Genomic DNA, 18,034 nt, shown 5'->3' on the forward strand with positions numbered 1-18,034 from the left:
GGAAAACCGCGCGCGATATGGAGGTTAGCGGCCTCGACACCGGGGCCGTCAGCCGCAAAAGTTACCTCATCGACCGTCGCTCGCACACGAGGAGACCTGACGATGACCATCCCATTCCGGGTCTGCTCATGATGATGGTCGAGTGTCGCAGGGAGATCGACGTTCCGTCCGGTCACATGTCGACGGTGGTCGATAAACTCTGTGAGCTCTCCGAAAGCGAGCGCCGCGCAGCCAAACACCGACTCCGGCCGGGCACGGCCCTCGACTACACGGCATCGCTGAGGGTGTTCGACGTCGCCGCCACGGGCCGGGTGCTGGCGGTATGGATTGGCACACTGCATGTTTCCAGCTTGGATGACGCCACCCTGCTCGCCTACCGCGACGCGGCCTTCGCCGACTTCGTCGACCAGATGCGCCGCGAGTGGCCGGTGCTCGCCGAGCAGGCATCATGACGTCGACGATCGGCCGCGCGATACCCCGCGTGGAGGCGCGCGACAAGGTGACCGGCCGAGCGGTCTACACCGCCGACGTCGCGATACCCGGGCTCACCCACGCCGTACTGGTGCAGTCCGACATCGCCAGCGGCCGCGTCCGCGAGGAGTCGCTGCTGGCGGCCGCGGCCGTGGCCGGCGCCGCGCCGGGGGTACTGCACGTGATCACACCGCTGAACTGTCCGACGCTCAAACCACCACCGAGCGACATGAGCGATGACATGCCGCTCGAACGCAGGCCTCCCCTGTCGGACCTCACCGTGCAATACGTCGGCCAGCACATGGCCGTCGTCGTCGCCGACACACTCGAAAACGCATCGTATGCCGCATCATTGATGCGCCTCGACTACGACGAGCATCCGGCGGTACTGACCGCCGACGAGGTGCGCGCCGGCGGCGGGCGCGTCGACGAAGGGGACGGCCCGATCCGGCACGGTCTGTACTGGCCCGATCACTTCGTCAAACTCGAACACGAGAAACTGCAGGATCGGCGGGGCCCGCAGGACGCACCGCCCGGCGTCGAGGTGTCCGCTCGATTCACCACAGGCATCAACACGCACTACCCGCTCGAGCTGTCCGCCACGATCGCCGAGTGGGACGGCGCGCAGCTCACCGTGCACGACACCACCCGCTGGATCGCCGGGGAACGGCGCGCGCTCGCGTCCTACCTGGACATGCCCGAGGACGACATCCGGATCCTGGCTCCACTCGTCGGCGGGGCGTTTGGCTCGAAAAACTTCCTGTGGATGCACGTCGCACTGTGCGCAGTGGCAGCACGTGAGGTGCAACGGCCTGTCAAGCTAGTGCTCACCCGCCACCAGATGCTGACCTCGACCGGACACCGGCCACGCACCGACCAGCACGTCGCGTTGGTCGCCGACAATGACGGCGCTATCGCCAGCACCGAACACCACACGCTGACCGAGACGTCCACGGTCGCGCACTTCTGCGAACCGGTCGGGCTGTCGGCCCGCTTCCTGTACCGCTCCGCGCGCATGGTGGTGTCCCACCAGGTCGCCCGCATCAACATGGCGACACCGTGTTTCATGCGCGGGCCGGGCGAGGCGCCGGGTTTGTTCGCTCTGGAGGTCGCCATGGACGAGCTGGCGTACCAGACGGGCATTGATCCGGTGGAGCTGCGGATCCGCAACGACGTCGACGTCGACCAGCCCAGCGGGCGGCCGTTCGCGGGCAGGCATCTTCGACAGTGTTACGAGATCGGCGCCGAAAGGTTCGGCTGGTCGGAGCGGCCGATGACACCGCGGTCGATGCGGCGCCGCGGCGTACGGGTCGGCTGGGGCACGGCTACGGCGAGCTATGCCGGTCGCCGGATGCCGGCGTCGTGCCGGGTCACGACGTTCGTCGACGGGACCGTCGAATTCGCGTCGGCGACACATGAAATCGGTACCGGTGTGCGAACCGTCATGAGCCAGATCGCGGCCGACGCCGCCGGACTGCCGCTGTCGCGGGTGACCTTTGCCTCTGGCGATTCCTGGTTCGCGACAGCGCCTTACAGCGGGGCGTCCCAGACGACGGCCAGCGTGGGATCGGCGGTGCACGCGGCCGCGCGGGAATGGCGCAGCCGGGTCGACGGCGGCGCGTCGGATCCGGCCGATCTGTCGTTCACCGTCTCGACCGGTGGCGTCGACGACGCCGGCCCGCTGTCGCAGTCGTTCGGAGCGCACTTCTGTGAGGTGGAGGTCGACGAGCAGATCGGCCGCATCGCGATCACTCGTTGGGTGGCCGTGATGGATTGCGGCAGGGTGCTCAACCCGACACTCGCCCGCAGCCAGGTGGTGGGCGGCATCGTGTTCGGACTCGGGATGGCGCTGATGGAGTCCGCGCCGTATGACCCGCGGACCGCCCGGCCGATCGGCGAGTACTACGTGCCGACCCACGCCGACGTCCCGGCCTTCGACATCGACTTCATCGACACGCCCGACTCTGCGCTCACCGAGATCGGAGTGCGCGGAATCGGTGAGATCGGCGCCTGTGGAGTACCCGCGGCCGTCGGCAACGCGCTCTTCCACGCCACCGGTCGGCGACTACGGGATCTTCCGATCACACTGGAGCACCTGATGATTCCGTTCGACGAGGAGAACGCCGATGACTGAGATCGCCACCGGACGCACGACTCTGACGCTGGTGATCAACGGCGCACCGACGGAGGCGGACGTCGATGTCCGGACGACGCTGCTGGACCTGCTGCGCGAGCGGCTGGGCATGACCGGCACCAAGAAAGGGTGTGACCACGGGTTGTGCGGCGCGTGCACGGTGACGGTCGACGGTGAGCGGGTGCTCAGCTGTCTGACCCTTGCCGTGACGGTCGCTGGCCGCACCGTGGGAACCATCGAGGGCGTGTCCGACGGTGAGGAGCTCAGCGACCTGCAAGCGGCGTTCGTCGCCTGCGACGGATTGCAGTGCGGCTTCTGCACGTCGGGTCAGATCATGTCGGCCGCCGCGATGCTGCGCGAGCACGCCCGTGGTGATCTGTCGGCGGCATCGTTCGAAGCCGACCGGGCACCGGCGCGCTACCCTCGCGTTCCGCTGACATCTGCCGAGATCCGGGAGCGCATGGCGGGCAACATCTGTCGCTGCGGAGCGCACCCCAACATCGTCGACGCGATCACCGACGTGGCGGCCCAACGCGGGTCGACGGAGATGCCATGAAGACTTTCACCTATGAACGCGCCAACACCGTCGACGACGCGATCCGGGTCGTGGCAGAGACCGGAGGCAGCTACTACGCCGGCGGGACGAATCTGCTCGATCTGATGAAGAACGGCGTCGCGACGCCGGACGTACTCATCGACGTGACAGGGCTCGGACTCGACGCAATAGCCGAGACCGACGACGGCGGCGTGATGATCGGCGCGAGCGCCACCAACACCGCCGTCGCCAACCATCCGTTGGTGCGCACCCGGTACCCCCTGTTGTCGCAGGCGATCCTGTCCGGTGCGACCACGCAGCTCCGCAACATGGCGACCGCGGGAGGCAACTTGTTGCAGCGGACCCGCTGTCCCTATTTCATGGACGCGGCCGTCGCCGCATGTGACAAGCGTCTGCTTGGCACGGGATGCGCGGCGCGCGACGGCCTCAACCGCGAGCACGCGCTGTTCGGTGCGCGCGACACGTGCGTGGCGGTCCATCCGTCCGACATGGCCGTCGCGCTGGCCGCCCTCGATGCGCGCGTCCATGTCCGCGGCCCCGACGGCGGTCGCGTCATCGACATCGGTGAGTTCTTCAGGCTGCCCGGTGCACACCCGGAGCGCGACAACACCCTTGGCGCCGGGGAGTTGATCATCGGCATCGAGGTGCCGTCGTCGACGTACGCCGAGCACAGCTGGTACCTCAAGGTGCGCGACCGGCACAGTTATGCGTTCGCGTTGGTGTCGGTGGCCGCCGCGCTCGACATCGTCGATGGGCTGATCGCATCTGCGGCCGTCGCGATCGGCGGCGTGGCCGCCAAGCCGTGGCGCATTGCCGCGACCGAGGAAGTTCTCACCGGCCGCGCGCCCACCGTCGAGGCGTTCCGTGCGGCCGCCCGGGCCGCGATCGCCGGCGCGGAGCCGTTGAGCCAGAATGGCTTCAAGGTCGACCTCGGTAAGCATGCGGTCGTGCGTGCGCTCAGCGTGGCCGCCGGGATCCTATGAAATCGTCACCGAGCTGGGATTCGCTACGGGAGCCGGCGGAGCGAATCGCGGCACCGTGAACGCGAACAGCACCAGCGCGACCGCGATGAGCAGCACCCCCACCCATGCGGTCGACAGGGCGCCGAAGCCGGCGGCCAGAGTCGCTGCACCACCGATTGCCCCGAGAGCGTTCGCGAGGTTGAGCGCCGCCAGGTTCAGCGACCCCATCAGCGTCGGCGCCTCCGGTCCGTAGTCAGTCAGCAGAACCTGAACGGTGGGGATCGCCATCATCGCCATCGCACCGACGCCGAAGAGCCCTATGCAGAGCACTAAAAGGTTGGCACCACCGGTGGCGATCAGCACTGAGAACGCCGCCGTGCCGACATATCCGAGGATCAGCCCTCGGAATCGGTGGCGGTCAGCGAGCACACCACCCACCTGATTGCCGACGGCCATGCCGACCCCGAAAACCGCTAGGCCGAGGGGAATGACGGCCGGGCTGTCACCGACAGCATCGACGACATAGGTGCCGATGAATGCGTAGACCGCGAAGATGCTGGCTATGCCGAAAGCCGCGACGGCACAGACGACCCACACCATTGGCCGGCGAAGTGCGCTCAACTCTTGAATGATCGGTCCGCCGTCCAGCTCTGCTGTGCGCGGAACCCACAGCAGCAGGGCTAATCCCGCGGTTGCGCCCAGCACCGCGACCGCCAGGTACAACGTCTGCCACCCGAAGCGCTGGCCGAGGAACGTCCCCATGGGCGAGCCGACGATGGTCGCCACGGTCAGCCCGGTCATGACAGCGGCGAACGCTTTCCCGCCTCGCCCAGGTCCGTACGCATGCGCGGCGACAACCGCGCCAGCACCGAAGTAGGCGCCCTGGACTGTGCCGGTGATGAACCGGGCGCCGATCAGCATTCCGATGGTGTTCGACAGAGCGGAAGCCAGGTTCCCGAGCACGAACAGGAGCACCAACGCCAAAAGCAAGGTTTTGCGGTTCAGTCTGGCGGCGGCGATGGTGATCGTCGGCGAGCCGATCATGACGCCGACCGCGTACGCGGTCACTGCGTATGTGGTGGTGGGCACCGACACGTGCAGATCCTCAGACAGGAGTTCGATGATCCCGTTGGAGCCGAATTCGCCTGTGCCGATGGCGAAGGTGCCCAGCGCCAAGGCGAACAGCGTGAGCTTGGTGCGGGCGTCGGTGCGGGGTGCCGTACAACGCAGTTCCTCGGCTGCGCACTGCGCGGCGAACGCATGGGTGTGCATCGCCATCAGGTCGATGGCTCCGGCTGGAGCCGTCCGAGGAATTCCCGGATCAGGCCGCTGATCTCGTCACCGTGCGTCTCGAGTGCGAAGTGGCCCGCGTCGATCAGATGGACTTCACCATCGGGTAGATCGCGACTGAACGCCTTCGCTCCCGCTGCGCCGAAGATCTCGTCATTGCGCCCCCACGCGACGAGCAGCGGCGGCTGGTGTGCGCGGAAATACTCCTGAAATCGCGGGTACTGCGGGAGGTTGGATTGGTAGTCCCAAAACAGCTGCAGCTGTATCTCGTCGTTTCCTTTCCGATCGAGCCCGGCCTGATCGAGCTGCCAGCACTCCGGAGCGATGCGATCCAGACGGTCAGCGGGAACTCCGTGTGTGTACTGCCACAGCGTCTTGTCGGCGGTGAGGTAGTCACGTACTTCGCGTTCGTGGGCCGCGCGGTCCTTGGCATGTGCGAAGAGGATGTCCCAGAACGGCGTGAAGCCCTCCATGTAGGCGTTCCCGCTCTGGCTGATGATTCCGGTGACCCGATCCGGCTCGTTGCTGGCGATGCGCAAGCCGATGGGTGCGCCGTAGTCGTGGATGTAGAGGGCGAAGCGGTCGAGACCGAGCTTGGTGATGAGCTTCTCGGTTATCGCGCTGAGATTGTCGAAGCTGTAGTCGAATTCGTGTACCGACGGCATGGAAGACTGTCCAAAACCGATGTGGTCCGGTGCGATGAGGTGGAACGTGTCGGAAAGCGAGCTGATCAGGTTACGGAACATGTGTGAGCTGGACGGGAACCCGTGCAACAGCAGCAGCGTTGGATTTGCTGGACTCCCGGCCTCCCGGTAGAAGACCGAATGCCCGTCTATCACGGTGGTCCGGTGACGGGTAGCATTCACGGTGTTACTCCTCAAATCTGTTGTGCAGGAACATCAACAACTAGAGTTCAGTTCGCCATCTTCTTCAGGTGCGCGACTTTCGCCGTCGCAAAGACCTGTTTGACCGGGTCCAGCGCTTGCACGAACTCCAGTTGTTCTCCCTCAGGGCCCTTGCAGTAGATGAGCGACCATCCGTTCGATGCGCCCTCCCGGATCTTGATGGTGTTGGCGCTTTGGGGCGCTGACCGTCGTTCGGATTCCGTCCGGACCGTGATCACTCTGTTCGCCTTGACCTGGTCCATGCCGCGACGGGCGCATTCGGCCTCCAGATCGGTGATGAACTTGTCGAAGTCGACGTCGTCGCGGATGTGGAAGCAGATGTGCATACTCCGTGGATATGCCGGGCTCATGCGGTCGCGCGGCTCCGCGAAGCTCTCGCCGCTTCCCTGTGGCTGATCGGCATCGCGGTACTGGAGCAGTTCGACGACGACGTTGTCGAACTGCACGAACCGCACGTCGAGCCGCTGAGAGCCCCCGGCGAGGTCCGGTACGCCGATCGACACGGGCGCGACGCCCTGTTCCGCGGCGAGAATCTCCTGATCGGTCAGGATGGTGTTGTGGATCTCCACGCCCCTGAAGTCGCCGTCACGCAACACTTCTGTTCCACCCAAGACCTCCGTGTAGAACTCGAATGCCCGATCCATGTTCTGTACGGTCACCCCGAAGTGCTGGATGCCCTGCAAGCGCAGTCCCAGCGGGGCGTCATTTCGCGAACCCGTCGCCGCCGCCGACGCAGCCGAACCGGCGAGCGCGGTCATCGACAGCGACAGCCCACCTGCTACTCGGATGGCATCGCGGCGTGAAATGCCGTAATTCATGAGACCTCTTCGCGAGGTCGAAGGAATTCAACTGTCCTGTCGGTCAGCAACGGACGGATACTCCCCACGACCAACTCCTGATAGTGGGGCGAGTTGAGGTGATCCTCGAGAGCGACCTCGTCACGGTAATGCTCGACGAGCACGAGATGGTTCGCGTCCGTGGTGTCCTGCAGGACTTCATAACCCAGGCAGCCCGGTTCCGCCAGCGACGCCGGGCGAGCCTGGGCGGCGAACGTGAGGACGTCCGACAAGCCCGCCCCGGTGGTCCACCAGTGCGCGACGACGACAACATCGGCATGGCCGGTCATGCAATGGCCTTGAGTGCCTCGACGAGCGCTTCGCCGACGAGCCCGCCGGATTGCGGATTCTGGCCGGTGATCAGCCGCCCGTCGACGACCGCCTTGGGCTGCCAGGGATCGGTCGACTCGTACAGCGCGCCCTCCTCCCGCAGTGCGGTCTCGAGGTCGAACGGCACGTCTTCATCGGCGTAACCGGCTTCTTCCGCAGTCGAAAAGGACGTCAGCCTGCGGCCTTTCACGAACGGATTGCCGTCGTCGAGGGTGACCCCGAGGAATGCGGACGGGCCGTGGCAGACGGCTGAGACGATCAGCCCGGCGTTCCAGGCGGCGACGACGACACCTTGCACCTCGGGGTTGCCGGTGATGTCGACCATCGGCCCGAGGCCGCCTGGAAAGAACACCGCGTCGTAGTCCAGCACGTCGACCTCCGAGAGTTTGCGACTCCGCGACAGCCTCCGGTACGCCTTGCTGTCGAGGAAGTCCGTCTGCTCGGAGTCAGTGCCGTCGAACCCGTCCTCGGGTGGTGTACCTCCGAGCGGTGAGGCGAATTCCACAGCGATGCCGGCCCGATCGAGGGTCCGGAAGGGGTGGGCGATCTCGGGGAAGAAGAAGCCGGTCGCGCGGTTGTGCGGGCCGATCACGGGGGCGTTCGTCGCAACGAAAAGTACGTAGGGGACGGTCATGGCGGATCTCCTTTTGAGTGGTTTGACATGGACGCTCAGCTGACACCGCGGTGTTTCATCCAGGACAGGACGGTGTCCGCGACGTCGCGCCAGCCGTGGTCGATCGTCAGCGAGTGCCCACGCCCATCGAATTCGTGGAAGTCGGTGACCGCCTCCGACTTGCGGTAGAGCCTGTGCGCCGCTCGCGCCGTCTTCAACGGCACGGTGTGGTCGGCGGTCCCGCCGGTGATCAGCAGCGGACCTCGCCGACTGTTGGCAGTGTCGACCTTGGCCGGGGATCGTGGCGCGAAGTTCGCGCTGGCGGCCTCGAACAGCGGTTTGCCCGGTGAGGGAATGGACCACTGCTCCCACAGGGTGTCGGATTCGTCTTGCGACAGGGCGTTACCGAACCCGTATCGCCACTGCGCGCGGGTCAATGCCTTCGCGCGTCCCTTGTTGAGGGGGTTGCCGAGAACGGGAAACGCCGACCGTAACTGGGCCCACGGCAACGGTTTCACGCCTTTGATCGGCGCCGGGTTGATGGCGACCGCGGCTGCGGCCGTGGCCTGGCCGAGTAACTTCTGGGCGATCAGCCCGCCGAAGGAATGGCCGATCACGACCGTCGGGGCGCCGATGCCTTCGATGATCCCGCCGAAGTGCTCGGTGAGTGCCTCGATGCCGTATCCGGCTTGCGCCTTGGCCTTCTCGCGTGTCGCCGTGACGGTATCCAACTCTCCTGGCCATGCCGGCGCGATCACGCGGTGCCCTTGCGCGGCGAAGTGGTCGATCCAGGGCTGCCAGGCGGTGTGTGAAACCCAAAGCCCATGGATGAGGACGATGTCGGTCATGGTGAAATCCCCTGCTTCCGAGGTCAGTCGAAGACGATGACGGCGCGCCCGACGATGTCACCGCGGCCGAGCGCTTCGAGGTTGTCGTTGACGTCGTCGAGTTTCACTGTGACCACGTTGTGTTTGATCTTGCCTTGGCTGGCCAGTGCGAGGACTTCTTGGAGATCGTTGTGATTCCCCCAGAAGGACCCGTAGTAGGACCGTTCGCCACTGACGAAGGGGAACAGCGGGAGTTCCACCTTCGTTCCCATCAGCCCGACCTGAGACAGTGCGCCTTCTGTGGCGAGTACGGCAGCGGCCAGCCCCAGCGAGTCGGGCGATCCGGCGCAGTCGAGGACGGCGTCGACGTCACGACGGTTGGTGAGGTCCTCCAGTTCGTTCTGCACGTCCTCCACGGATTTGCCGCGGACGTTGACGGTGTGGTCGGCACCGTTGTCGCGCGCCACGGCGAGTTTGTCGTCGCTTCTCGCGAAGGCGATCACGGTGGCGCCCGCGCCGAGCAGCTTCGCGTATTGGACGCCGTAGGAGCCGAGCCCGCCGATACCGTTCACCACCAGTGTGCGTCCCGGACCGAGTTTGCCGGCGGCGCGCAGTTTCTTTATTCCCCGATAAGGGGTGAGGCCTGCGTCGGTGAGGGGGGCGAGATACTGCGCCTCGGCACCGGCCTGTCGGATCGCGATGACGTGGTCGTAGGGCGCCAGCATGTACTCGGCGAACCCGCCGTTGGGGCCGAAGCCGACCAACTGCCCATTGCTGCACAGCTGCTGATTGCCCTCGTTGCACTGCCGGCAGGTTCCGTCGCCCCAGTTCGGATCGACGATGACGAGATCCCCTTCGCCCAGGTCAACGTCCTGCGGTACACCGCGGCCGAGCGCGGCGATGGTTCCCGCTACTTCGTGGCCGGGAGTAAACGGCAGGTCCACGGGTAACCCTGCCGCGAAGTATCCGTCAAGTAGTTGAAAGTCGCTGCGGCACATGCCGGTTGCCGAGACCTTGAGCAGAACCTGGTTCGGGCCGGGATCGGGGACCGGAATCTCGTCGATCTCGAGGGGCTTTTTGAACTCGTGAATACGAGCGGCTTTCATCTTCATGGTGCCTCTTTCGTTGGATGCTGCGTCTGACTGAACGCTAAGTAGGTGCTGTGGAGTGACAGTGGACAGATAGTGAAGCCGGCGGTCAGTGCGCGGTGCGGTGACATGAGAGCGGGATCTCCGGTGCAGGCGCCTGGAGTGGCAGTGTCACCGTGAACTCCGTTCGGCCGGGCGTCGAGGTGACCGACACGCTCCCCCGATGTCGTTGGACGATTCGCCATACCAAGTCCAGTCCCAAGCCGGCATTGCGCTCGGCGGTTTTGGTCGTGAAGAACGGCGCGAAGATGTGCTCGATGATGTCGTCACCTATCCCGTCGCCGTCGTCGGCGATGGTGACCGCAACCCTGTCGTCGTCCGCCAAGGCCGTCCGGACCGTCAGCGTTCCGGACATGCCCATGGCATCGACGGCGTTGTCGAAGAGGTTCGTCCAGACCTGGTTCAGATCCCCTGCGTAGCAGTGGATCTTCGGTAGAGACAGATCCCATTGGCGCCGAACGGTGATGCTGGCCCGCTGCATCTGCGGTGCGCACACCGTCAGGGTGCTGTCCAGCAGGTCGTGGACATCGGCGAGCTGGTAGTCGCCACGATCCATCTGTGAGTACCGCTCGGCGCTGGTCAGCAACGCCGAGATTCGCCGACTCGAGTTGGTGACCTCCGAGATGCAGGCGTCGGTGCGAATCAAGCACCGCAGCCAGTCCAGCGCATGCTGCTGATGGGTGGTGCACCGGTCAGGTGCAGAGCGCTCAGCGATGCGCGCGAGCAGGATTGTCAACCACTCGATCTCGAGCGCGGACTCGGCGAACACCGCTGCGAACTCAGGGCCGTCACGCAGGCCGCGTTGCTCGACCAATGCGCAGACCGCATCCTCGCGGTCGGCGATGTCCAGCGACGCGCGGGGCATCGGGGTCTCTGTGCCGGCGCCAGTATCCCGGACCGCCTGCTGCACCATGTGCACGATGGCGATGGCCTCGGGCCCGGTCTGCGCTGCGGCCAGGTCATCGACGTGTTTCCTGATGGCGGTGACGCTGTCACAGAGTTCAGCTGTCGCTCGGTCGATCGCCGCGGCAGGGTTGTTGAGCTGATGGGTCAGCCCCGCGGTGATGGCGCCGAGTCCCAGCAGGCGTAGCCGCTGACTGAGCAGCTGCTGTTGTCGCATCCCACCCAGGACGTGTCCGCCGATCAGGTGCACCGCGATGGGGAACTGCGCCTTCATGAAGTGCGCGAAGTCCGTTGCAGCGAGGACGAACAGCTCAGATTCGCGAGTCAGGCGCACCGACACCTCGTACCGTTGAGCGGCGCCGGATACGTAGGCATTCCATGCTCCGAAGTACGCGCCGCGTTGCGAGGTCTGACCGAAGCGACCTACGCCCTCGATGAACTGCGCGCCGACGGCGTCGTCGTCTTGGCGAACTCGGAGGGCACCTATCTTGGTGATCGGCGCTTCGACCCGCTGCTCGAAGAGTTGGATCGACGCGGCGCCGTGGTCTTCAACGCACCGTCGACGTCCGGCAAGGTGACGGTCGCCCAGAAGCCGAAGCGCGTCGGGTCAGCTCGAACAACGCTGGCGCAGAACTCGTTCAGTTCCCTGGCCAGCGAGGGCCGTCGGTCCACCGCGGCGGGCTCCACACCCGGCGTCGACACGGACAGGATCGCGGTTTCGACACCGATCTCGTCCATGAGGCGAAGCGAGTCGGCTGCGCTCCAGTCGGGGATCGCGCGACCGCCCGCGGATTCGCCGTGCGTATGAAGCCACTGCTGATAGAACGGCGGAACCACGTGGTGATGGACGTCGATTCGATTCGGATCCATGGCATCGTCCTTACTTATCTTGTTAATGACTATCTTGATAACGGTGCGGAGGCCTATGCTCTTCCCGTATGGGAGGCAAGCGGCCGAAAAAGATGCCGGCTCGCGACGACACCGGCGTCGACGAACTCGGCGAAGCCGCTGACCAGCTCTTCCTGTCGATGCGCCGGGCCCGCGGCAATCCAGCTGCTACCGGCGGGCTCTCACTCGCTCAGCTGACGTTCCTCGAGCCGTTGGTCGCGGGGGAAGCACTCACCGTCGGACAGCTCGCCGCAGCTGCGAATGTGAGCACGCCCAATGCAACGCGGATGATCCAACAGCTCGAGGCCAAGGGGCACGTCGTGCGCGAGCGGTCCCGAACGGACGAACGCAAGGTACTGGTCCACCTGACGGATACCGGAGCGAAGCTGCTGACGCGACTTCGCGCCAACCGGCGAGCGACCCAGGCCAGCGCCTATGCCGCCTTCACACCTGACGAGCGGGTCGAGCTGGCGTGTCAACTTCGCCGGCTGGCCGAGATCATCGACGGCACGGCATAGGGGCGGGCGTGGCCCGCAGGATAGGGACCTGAGTACGGCCGGCCCGGGACCGGTTGTGACGCAACGAATCGGACACGAACCCGCATCCGAGCCTGAGGTTCCCCCATTCACAACTGTCACTTTGGTAACTTCGCGCGGTGCAGGTATCTCGGCGTGACGCGCTGCGCTACGCCGCGACGCTGTCGGGGATCGCCGGCCTCGGTGCGGCAGCGGCAAGCGGCTCGGCGGCCGCGGCCGGCCGCCCCACTTTGATCGACTATGCGATGCGGCAGATCCCGGCGCAGGACATCCGGGCCGCCGGCCACGCCGGGGTGATAAATTACGTCTCCACCTCGCGGCCGGGGTCGTCTTTCGGCGCCAAACCGATCACGCTGCCTTACGCCCGGTCGTTGAACGCCGCCGGTCTGGTGATCGTCAGCAACTACCAGTACGGCAAGCCGGGCGGCACGGCGCCGTCGGACTTCACCCGCGGGTACGCCGGCGGCGTCGACGACGCCCGCACCGGCTGGCATCACCACATCGCCGCGGGGGGTGGTCGTAGTGCACCGATCTTCTTCAGCGTCGACGACGACATCGACCGCCAGGCCTGGCTCAACACGGTGCTGCCCTGGTTCCGCGGGATCAATTCCGTGATCGGAGTACAGCGAACAGGGATCTACGGCGGGATCAAGGCGTGCCAGTGGGCCGCCGCCGACGGGGTCATCGGCAGGTCAGGCTCGCCCGGACACGTATGGGCCTGGCAGACCCGGTCTTGGTCGAACGGTCAGATCTACCCGGCCGCCGTTCTGTACCAACGCATCATCGACACCGCCTCGAACCCGGGACCGGTGGTCGGCGGCATCCGCGTCGACGTCAACGACGTCCTGGCCCAGGACTGCGGCCAGTGGAACTTCCATCCATGACGCGGGCGTCGCGCTAGGAAATGGCGCCTCGCGAGTCTCTCCAACAGATGGTGTCGGATTCAGGATCAACCGCGGTTGACGCGGCCGAACCCGATTCAGCACAGAACTGAACATCATCCCCGGCGTCATTCCAGCGCTACGCCGAGCTCCTGGGCGAAGACCCGGATCATGTGTTGTACGCCGATTTCGTTGCGGCCGATGATCATGTGATCGTGCTGGCCGTGGCGGACGCCCTGCCCGCATTGGGGCAGCATGGCGAAATCCTCGTCGCGAACGGCGGCATGGACGCTTTCGTACACCTGGTCGTAGGCCGCGCGCATCTCGTCGTTGATGGCCGGTACCTTGCCCATCCAACTGTGCTTGACCGTGCACCGCGTGGGCGCGCCTGCGGGCAGGATGTCGATGATCTCCACACCGACCGGGCTGTTGGCCAATATCAGGTTCGGGTAGATCCAGTAGATCAGGCCCATGTTGGCCGAGGGGTCCCAACTACCGGAAGGATCCGCCTCGAGGTTGACGATCCAGTTGAACGGAAACCCCATCCGGTGGTGCATGCCGAATTCGTCGTGCACCGAGGTGTTGGCGAGGGTGTTCTGCCCGATCACGCTGTCTCCGTGGACGAATGGGAAGTGGTAGGCCTCGGCGAAGGCCTCCAGGGCTCCCTTCCAGGACACCTCGGATTCGAATTCGCGGTCGGTGTGATAGCCGTACGACGCGTAATTGAACTGCGCCAGTTCGGGTCCCATGGCGCCGAGGTGGGCATCGACGTCGATCGCGGCGTCAGCGCTGAGCACAGCCCAGATGAATCCGTGCCGTTCCTGACTGGGCAGCTCGACGAGCCCGTAGTCCGCTTTGTTCATCGAATCGAAGCCGCTGCTGCCGGGCACGGTGAGCAACTCGCCGGTGTTGCGGTAGGTCCACGCGTGGTAGGGGCAGGTGAACCGTGAGGCGTTACCGGCTCCGCAGGCGGGCATGGCTCCCCGGTGCCGGCAGTAGTTGAGGAACACATGACTGGCCCCATCGCGGTCGCGGGTTATCAGCAGCGAGTCCCCAAGCACGGATCGCACCACGTAGTCATTGGCGTTCGGGATCTGCGCGGAGGGCAGGACGGCCAGCGGCACCCGTCGCAGGATCTGCGACTCTTCGATCTCGGTGAGCTTCGGATCGCGGTAGTAGTGCAGCGGGACGCGCAGTTCGCGCTCGGCCATGTTGGTGGTCTTGTCGAGGGCGAGGCGCAGTGCCCGACGCGTGAGCGCTTCATCTTGACCACTCGTCACGGGGTCGATCGTCGAGGTCACTGCAGATGCTCCTCACGCACGGTGATCACTGGTAGAGCAGACGATACAGGTGGCCATTACTGTAAAGTCAAGAGGTGCGCAGACATGGGTGGGCCGGCGACATTCCAGCCGATGACGAGGAGGCCATCGCGCGCATCGTGGCGGCCGCGCGGCGGGTGATCGACGAAGACGGAACGGTCAATGTGTCGCGGGTCGCCGAAGACCTCGGCATCACCCGGCCCACCTTGTACCGGTACTTCCCGAATCTGGAGGCGCTGTTGCGCGCCACGGCCATGTCCGCGGTGTCGGCCTTCCTCGACAACCTCGCTGTACACCTGCAGACGTACACGGCACCGACCGACGCCGTGGTCGAGGGCATCGCCTTCACCCTCGAACAACTGCCACACGACCGCTACCTCGGCATGGTGATGCAGCCGGGCAAGGCCAGCGCGTTCACCGCGGGCGTCACCGGCGAGATCGCCATCACCTTCGGACGGTCCATCCTGAACCGATTCAACGTCGACTGGCGCGGAAGCGGATTCGACGACACCACCCTGACCGAACTCGTCGAGTTCATGCTGCGGACGCTGCAGTCACTGATCATCGACCCCGGCAGGCCCCCACGCCACGGGACCGATCTGCGCACGTACCTCCACGATTGGATCGCGCCGGCGGTACAGGCACACTGCCGCGCCGCAGTCCATTGATCGAGTCGGCCTGGAGCCGCGGGCGGTCGACTGTGTGTGGGCCTGGTGAGACGGTCACATCGCTTGCTGTTCGACAGCGTGGTGGATGGTGCGCAGGGTGGGCCGGAAGCCGAGCCGGCGTGCCAGCGCACCGTCCATCTGTAGATGCCAGGGATGCTCCAGCGCGTGCGACGACGGGTTCATGGTGCCGCAGGCAAGCGCGACGAGCTCGTACAGTGACGTCGGCGCCTCGTCGGTGATGTTGACGATGCGGCCGTCGAATGCTCCGGCGAGTGCGAGGCGGGTCGCGGTCGCGACGTCGCGGTGATGAACCAGGCTCATCCGCTGCGCTGGATGCAAGCCGGCGTCGGCGGCGTGACCCGGCAGCGCTTCCAGGTGACCATCGCCGTCACCGTAGACGAAGCCGTAACGCTGGACCGTCCATGTCAGACCGCTACTGCGCAGGGCGTTCTCGGCGGCAAGCTTGCTCGCCGGGTACGCCTGTTTCGGGTCGGTGGCGTCGTCCTCACGGCCCGGACGCGCGCTCTCCGCGCCGTAGACGTGCGCAGTGCTCGCCATGACGAAACGCACCTCGGAGGCATGCTCTTGCGCCGCGGCGATGAGATTGGCTGTGCCATCGCGGTTTATCTTCCAGATCAGGTCGGTGTCGCCTGTGCGAAACGCCGCCGCGAGATGGACGATTGCCTCGACACCGCGGACAGCGGCTGCCAGCGACTCGCCATCGAACAGGTCGCCGACCACCTCCTGCACGCCGGGAGACACCACTCCGCGTCGACGCACCAACGCGCGGCAGTCGTAGCCGTCTTCGACGAGGCGCGGCAGTAACCGCGCACCCACCAATCCGGTCGCACCGGTCACCAGAATTGTCATCACTGTTCCGTTCGTTGCCGTTGTTCGAGTCGCTCGGTTGCGGTTCGTAGCACCCGCAGCGCAGTTTCGACGTCATCGGCGTCGATGCCGTCGAAAGCGACCGCATGTATTCGGGTCAGGTCTGGCAGATCACTCCACAGCACTTCACCAATTTCGGTCAGGCGCAACAGCTTCTGTCGCTGATCGACACTGTCCGGGACCTGCTCGACGAGCTTCTTGCGTACCAGGGCGATGACGACTGCACTCAGCGTCGCGCGTTCGACCTGCAGGATGCGCTGCAGATCACGTTGCCGAGTAGGTCCGGCGTTCACGAGTTGGTACAGCACATACCACTGGGTGGCCCCGAGTCCGTAGGGCCGGAGCGCGTCCTCCATGGCTGCACGCCCTGCGAGATAACACCGCTTGGTCCACGCGCCGATCGTGTCGTGCTGAGCCGCAGCAATTTTGTCAGCCACCAGACAATACTGTCTGCTAGCAGACAAACTGTCAAGAGCCCGGCGCAATCGACAGGCGACGTCGTGTTTCGACGGATTTCGGAGGCAGCTTCTGCAGGTAGCACTCCTGGTGCTAGGAAAAGCACTGCCTGGGCAGCACTTTTCAGCGTCGCCAGGATGGCGTCATGAGCGTGCAGCCGATCGGCGATCAACTCGGGCAGACCCCGTTCATTCTGGGTGAATCGTTTTATCAGGATCCTCACGCGGTGTACGCCGAGCTGCGGCGCCGCGGCGCGGTCCACCGGGTACGGATATGGGGCGAAGTGGACGTCTGGATGGTCACAAGCTATGCCGAGGCACGAAGGTTGCTCACCGATCCCCGGTTGAAGAAGCACGGCCCGACCGCCAGCAGTCTCTTTCCTCCGAGCACCACCACCATCGGCTCGGTTGTGGGTGACAACATGTTGTTCCGAGATCCGCCTGACCACACGCGGTTACGCCGTCTCGTCACCGCGGCGTTCACGGCACATGCGGTGCGCGCGTTACGCCCGGCGATCGAAGGTGTCGCCGACGACTTGCTCGACGCGCTGAGCCGTCAGGTACCGGGACGGGTCGATCTCATGCAGTCGTTCGCGCAGCCGCTTCCGCTGCGCGTGATCAGCGAACTGCTGGGTGTACCCGAGGAATCGCGCGAACGGTTCTGCTCGCTCATGCTGCCGATCCTCGACACCAGCGCTCCGGACGAGATGTACCGCGCGCAGCAGGAGCTGACGCTGCTCCTGCAGTCGATCGTCGCCGCCAAGCGGACGGAACCGGTGCGCGACATGCTCGGCCATCTGGTCAATCTGCGTGACGACGGTGATCGCCTGACCGAAGAGGAACTACTGGGGACGGTGTTCCTGTTGATCGTCGCGGGCTACGAGACCACAGTGAACCTGATCGCCAACGGAGTACTGGCGTTGTTGCGGAACCCAACTCAGCTCGCGGCCGTACGCGCCGACAGATCGCTGATTCCCTCCGCGATCGAGGAGATGCTGCGGTTCGACAGCCCGCTCAACACCGCGACCGCGCGCTTCACCGCTGAGCCGGTCCGCGTCGGCGATATCGAAATCCCGTCCCGTGAACTGGTGATCATCGCGCTACTGGGTGCCAATCACGACGACGCGCAGTTCGACCAGCCCGACAGTTTCGACGTCTTCCGCACGGACAACCGTCATCTCGCGTTCGGCCACGGCATCCACCACTGCCTCGGGGCGCCGCTGGCGCGGATGGAAGGCGAGATCGCGCTCAATGCGCTGCTGTCGCGCTTTAGCCACATCGCACTGGCCGCCGATGAACCGCTGACGTACCGCCCGAGCACGTTGATGCGCGGCCTGGTGAGCCTGCCTGTCGACATCGGTGACCACCGCTGAACGAGCTGCGCCCACGCACTCGGCTCTTTCGAATTTCGACCACAGCGACGA

At 65.3% G+C, this 18,034-nt stretch carries 20 protein-coding genes; 9 read left to right on the top strand and 11 right to left on the bottom strand.

Translation table 11 applies throughout. From position 1 onward, the window contains the following. Positions 1 to 128: 128 nt before the first annotated feature. The 4 genes from BLW81_RS05835 to BLW81_RS05850 are packed head-to-tail and all read left to right on the top strand — an operon-like array spanning position 129 to position 4,144. Positions 129 to 452: a hypothetical protein gene (locus BLW81_RS05835; protein ID WP_157897602.1), complete on the top strand. Its 324-nt coding sequence runs from the start codon at positions 129 to 131 to the stop codon at positions 450 to 452. Next, the gene (locus BLW81_RS05840) at positions 449 to 2,605 is read left to right on the top strand and encodes a xanthine dehydrogenase family protein molybdopterin-binding subunit (protein WP_083406396.1); all 2,157 of its coding nucleotides are present in this window, start codon (positions 449 to 451) and stop codon (positions 2,603 to 2,605) included. The genes BLW81_RS05835 and BLW81_RS05840 overlap by 4 nt, the downstream gene beginning before the upstream one ends. Then, the gene (locus tag BLW81_RS05845; protein WP_083406397.1) at positions 2,598 to 3,161 is read left to right on the top strand and encodes a (2Fe-2S)-binding protein; all 564 of its coding nucleotides are present in this window, start codon (positions 2,598 to 2,600) and stop codon (positions 3,159 to 3,161) included. Before BLW81_RS05840 ends, BLW81_RS05845 begins: the two co-directional genes overlap by 8 nt. Further along, on the top strand, positions 3,158 to 4,144 hold the full coding sequence (locus BLW81_RS05850) for an FAD binding domain-containing protein (RefSeq protein WP_083406398.1): 987 nt from the start codon (positions 3,158 to 3,160) through the stop codon (positions 4,142 to 4,144). Before BLW81_RS05845 ends, BLW81_RS05850 begins: the two co-directional genes overlap by 4 nt. Here the strand turns inward: BLW81_RS05850 and BLW81_RS05855 are convergent. The 8 genes from BLW81_RS05855 to BLW81_RS05890 all read right to left on the bottom strand — a co-directional run bounded on the left by BLW81_RS05855 (position 4,139) and on the right by BLW81_RS05890 (position 11,309). Continuing rightward, positions 4,139 to 5,401, bottom strand: coding sequence for an MFS transporter (locus tag BLW81_RS05855; protein WP_197680354.1), 1,263 nt, complete (start codon positions 5,399 to 5,401; stop codon positions 4,139 to 4,141). The two genes, BLW81_RS05850 and BLW81_RS05855, sit on opposite strands and share 6 nt — an antisense overlap. Then, positions 5,401 to 6,279 carry an alpha/beta fold hydrolase gene (locus BLW81_RS05860; protein WP_197680355.1) on the bottom strand — a complete coding sequence of 293 codons (879 nt, stop codon included), beginning with the start codon at positions 6,277 to 6,279 and terminating at the stop codon, positions 5,401 to 5,403. Before BLW81_RS05860 ends, BLW81_RS05855 begins: the two co-directional genes overlap by 1 nt. A 47-nt stretch (positions 6,280 to 6,326) precedes the next feature. After that, positions 6,327 to 7,136: a VOC family protein gene (locus tag BLW81_RS05865; RefSeq protein WP_083406400.1), complete on the bottom strand. Its 810-nt coding sequence runs from the start codon at positions 7,134 to 7,136 to the stop codon at positions 6,327 to 6,329. Next, the gene (locus BLW81_RS05870; protein ID WP_083406401.1) at positions 7,133 to 7,444 is read right to left on the bottom strand and encodes a putative quinol monooxygenase; all 312 of its coding nucleotides are present in this window, start codon (positions 7,442 to 7,444) and stop codon (positions 7,133 to 7,135) included. Before BLW81_RS05870 ends, BLW81_RS05865 begins: the two co-directional genes overlap by 4 nt. Next, complete coding sequence (locus tag BLW81_RS05875) at positions 7,441 to 8,076, bottom strand: type 1 glutamine amidotransferase domain-containing protein (protein WP_197680357.1); 636 nt, start codon at positions 8,074 to 8,076, stop codon at positions 7,441 to 7,443. Before BLW81_RS05875 ends, BLW81_RS05870 begins: the two co-directional genes overlap by 4 nt. A gap of 77 nt (positions 8,077 to 8,153) precedes the next feature. Next, positions 8,154 to 8,945: an alpha/beta hydrolase gene (locus tag BLW81_RS05880; RefSeq protein ID WP_083406403.1), complete on the bottom strand. Its 792-nt coding sequence runs from the start codon at positions 8,943 to 8,945 to the stop codon at positions 8,154 to 8,156. Positions 8,946 to 8,968: 23 nt separating this feature from the next. Next, positions 8,969 to 10,036 (bottom strand): NAD(P)-dependent alcohol dehydrogenase, encoded by a 1,068-nt coding sequence (locus BLW81_RS05885; RefSeq protein WP_083406404.1) that lies wholly within the window; start codon positions 10,034 to 10,036, stop codon positions 8,969 to 8,971. Between the two features lie 85 nt (positions 10,037 to 10,121). Beyond that, on the bottom strand, positions 10,122 to 11,309 hold the full coding sequence (locus BLW81_RS05890; RefSeq protein WP_157897603.1) for a sensor histidine kinase: 1,188 nt from the start codon (positions 11,307 to 11,309) through the stop codon (positions 10,122 to 10,124). Positions 11,310 to 11,324: 15 nt separating this feature from the next. Here BLW81_RS05890 and BLW81_RS29765 point away from each other — a divergent pair, with 15 nt between their 5' ends. The 3 genes from BLW81_RS29765 to BLW81_RS05905 all read left to right on the top strand — a co-directional run bounded on the left by BLW81_RS29765 (position 11,325) and on the right by BLW81_RS05905 (position 13,283). Next, on the top strand, positions 11,325 to 11,783 hold the full coding sequence (locus tag BLW81_RS29765; RefSeq protein WP_083406406.1) for an amidohydrolase family protein: 459 nt from the start codon (positions 11,325 to 11,327) through the stop codon (positions 11,781 to 11,783). Between the two features lie 130 nt (positions 11,784 to 11,913). Beyond that, positions 11,914 to 12,381 (top strand): MarR family winged helix-turn-helix transcriptional regulator, encoded by a 468-nt coding sequence (locus BLW81_RS05900; protein ID WP_083406407.1) that lies wholly within the window; start codon positions 11,914 to 11,916, stop codon positions 12,379 to 12,381. Between the two features lie 137 nt (positions 12,382 to 12,518). After that, entirely contained in the window at positions 12,519 to 13,283 is a 765-nt protein-coding gene (locus tag BLW81_RS05905) for a DUF1906 domain-containing protein (protein ID WP_083406408.1), read from the top strand. Positions 13,284 to 13,408: 125 nt separating this feature from the next. Here BLW81_RS05905 and BLW81_RS05910 read toward each other — a convergent pair whose 3' ends face one another. Next, complete coding sequence (locus BLW81_RS05910; RefSeq protein ID WP_235632291.1) at positions 13,409 to 14,569, bottom strand: aromatic ring-hydroxylating oxygenase subunit alpha; 1,161 nt, start codon at positions 14,567 to 14,569, stop codon at positions 13,409 to 13,411. Positions 14,570 to 14,655: 86 nt separating this feature from the next. On the opposite strand from BLW81_RS05910, the gene BLW81_RS05915 reads away from it, so the two are divergent. Further along, the gene (locus tag BLW81_RS05915) at positions 14,656 to 15,267 is read left to right on the top strand and encodes a TetR/AcrR family transcriptional regulator (protein ID WP_083406410.1); all 612 of its coding nucleotides are present in this window, start codon (positions 14,656 to 14,658) and stop codon (positions 15,265 to 15,267) included. 54 nt (positions 15,268 to 15,321) lie between these two features. Here BLW81_RS05915 and BLW81_RS05920 read toward each other — a convergent pair whose 3' ends face one another. Next, positions 15,322 to 16,125 (bottom strand): NAD-dependent epimerase/dehydratase family protein, encoded by an 804-nt coding sequence (locus tag BLW81_RS05920; protein WP_235632197.1) that lies wholly within the window; start codon positions 16,123 to 16,125, stop codon positions 15,322 to 15,324. Positions 16,126 to 16,136: 11 nt separating this feature from the next. Next, positions 16,137 to 16,592 carry a MarR family winged helix-turn-helix transcriptional regulator gene (locus BLW81_RS05925; protein ID WP_235632198.1) on the bottom strand — a complete coding sequence of 152 codons (456 nt, stop codon included), beginning with the start codon at positions 16,590 to 16,592 and terminating at the stop codon, positions 16,137 to 16,139. A 164-nt stretch (positions 16,593 to 16,756) separates the two neighbouring features. Here BLW81_RS05925 and BLW81_RS05930 point away from each other — a divergent pair, with 164 nt between their 5' ends. Further along, positions 16,757 to 17,983: a cytochrome P450 family protein gene (locus tag BLW81_RS05930; protein WP_083406413.1), complete on the top strand. Its 1,227-nt coding sequence runs from the start codon at positions 16,757 to 16,759 to the stop codon at positions 17,981 to 17,983. The last annotated feature ends 51 nt before the right edge of the window (positions 17,984 to 18,034 follow it).

It is taken from the genome of Mycolicibacterium rutilum, assembly GCF_900108565.1.
GTDB classification, from domain to species: Bacteria; Actinomycetota; Actinomycetes; order Mycobacteriales; family Mycobacteriaceae; genus Mycobacterium; species Mycobacterium rutilum.